Source organism: Acidobacteriota bacterium (assembly GCA_016196065.1).
Taxonomy (GTDB): Bacteria; Acidobacteriota; Terriglobia; order Terriglobales; family Acidobacteriaceae; genus Acidiflorens.
In genome coordinates this window covers 1-1,440 of record JACPYL010000020.1, presented here as the reverse complement: position 1 = coordinate 1,440, position 1,440 = coordinate 1, and the positions used below count along the sequence as shown (strand labels likewise).

Sequence of the window (1,440 nt, the reverse complement as noted above, 5' to 3'; positions counted from 1 at the left end):
TAATTTCCGGCACTTTCCGAAGCCTACCGCTTGTCCGGGACGAGAAGAGTTGCGTTGTCGGCAACCATTCGCCAAAGGCTGCCGTCATGCCACTGGATCTCGTGCGAGATGAGGCGCCGCCCCACGAGATCAAACTCGTCACACACCCACTCGAGGTAGTCCGACCGCTCGGCGCCCTTAACACCGAGATCCAGCGCGACGACGTTAGAGTATTGGAAGACCAGGACCCTGTCCTGATAGGCTCCAAGCATCTCAACGCGCAGTTCAAGGCGCCTCTTGCCCATCTCACCACGCGTTACTGCCTGGTCATTGGGATAGCCTACACTGGCACAGGTCTTGCTGTTGTTTAGGCCCATGAGCATTGACGGACGTACACTGGACCATAAGACCCTTGAGCATCTTAGAGTGACGGCGGTGAAGCGAGTCGTGGAGGATGCCGAGGCGCCCTCTGCCGTCATGGATTCCATGGGTTTGTGCCGGACTAGCATCTACCCTTGGTTGCGCAAGTTCGAGGAGGAGGGCTGGGAGGCGTTGGCGGAGAAGATCGCGGCGGGACCCGAGCCCAAGTTGAGCGAGAAACAGCGTCAACAGGTGAAGCGCTGGGTCGTCGGGAAGGACCCGCGGCAGTATGGGTTCGAGTTTGGACTCTGGACGCGGCAGATTGTCGCGGAGCTCATTGCCAAGCGAATGAGCGTGACGTTGTGTTTGACCGCTGTGGGCAAGCTGTTGGCCCAGTTGGAAATCACCCCGCAGAAGCCGCTGCGGCGTGCGTCTGAGCGGGATCCGGCCGCGGTGCAGGCCTGGGTGGGGGAAGTGTACCCAGGCCTACGCCGAAAGGCGCGGAAACACGGGGCCAGCATCTTCTTCCTGGATGAAGCCGGTTTGGATTCCGAGCCGAGGCTCGGGCGGACGTACGCAATGTCATCAGTGCGGTCACAGCCTCCGGGGCGTTCTGGTGTCAGAGCTACACGGAGCGCCTCAACGCGCAACTCTTCGCGCAGTTTCTGCGCGAGTTCATGCGGGGCCGTTCGGGCCCAGTCTATCTCGTGGTCGATGGGCATCCGGCGCACAAGGCGAATGCTGTCAAGAGCCTCATCAAGGAGATGGAGGGAAGGTTAGAACTCCACTTTCTCCCACCCTATGCGCCCGATCTGAATCCAGACGAGTTTGTCTGGGCTTACATGAAGACCAACGGCGTGAGTAAGAAGCCGCTCCGGAAGAACGAGTCGCTGAAAGAACGGGTGCAAAGCGACTTGGCCACGATCAAAGGAAATCGACGGCTCGTAAAGTCATTCTTTGGAGCCGAAAGTGTAGCCTATACCAATGACTAGGCAGTATGTCTGCGCGACTGACTTGGCTGACGACCTCGGTAATTACTTTTCCTGGCTGGGCAACAGGGTCCTCACGCCGTTCCGCTTTGTGTTTCTCGACGCCTGCCTG

The 1,440-nt window shown here is 59.1% G+C and carries 3 protein-coding genes; 2 read left to right on the top strand and 1 reads right to left on the bottom strand.

From position 1 onward, the window contains the following. Positions 1–23 precede the first annotated feature (23 nt). Positions 24–362 carry a hypothetical protein gene (locus HY010_17800; GenBank protein MBI3477589.1) on the bottom strand — a complete coding sequence of 113 codons (339 nt, stop codon included), beginning with the start codon at positions 360–362 and terminating at the stop codon, positions 24–26. A 43-nt stretch (positions 363–405) separates the two neighbouring features. Here HY010_17800 and HY010_17795 point away from each other — a divergent pair, with 43 nt between their 5' ends. Further along, positions 406–1,119 carry an IS630 family transposase gene (locus tag HY010_17795; GenBank protein ID MBI3477588.1) on the top strand — a complete coding sequence of 238 codons (714 nt, stop codon included), beginning with the start codon at positions 406–408 and terminating at the stop codon, positions 1,117–1,119. Further along, positions 1,017–1,331, top strand: coding sequence for a transposase (locus HY010_17790; GenBank protein MBI3477587.1), 315 nt, complete (start codon positions 1,017–1,019; stop codon positions 1,329–1,331). The genes HY010_17795 and HY010_17790 overlap by 103 nt, the downstream gene beginning before the upstream one ends. Positions 1,332–1,440: the final 109 nt, after the last annotated feature.

Excerpts from the sequence above, each read along its gene's own strand:
- HY010_17800 (MBI3477589.1), bottom strand. The coding sequence starts at position 362 with ATGCTCATGGGCCTAAACAACAGCAAGACCTGTGCCAGTGTAGGCTAT.
- HY010_17790 (MBI3477587.1), top strand. The coding sequence starts at position 1,017 with ATGCGGGGCCGTTCGGGCCCAGTCTATCTCGTGGTCGATGGGCATCCG.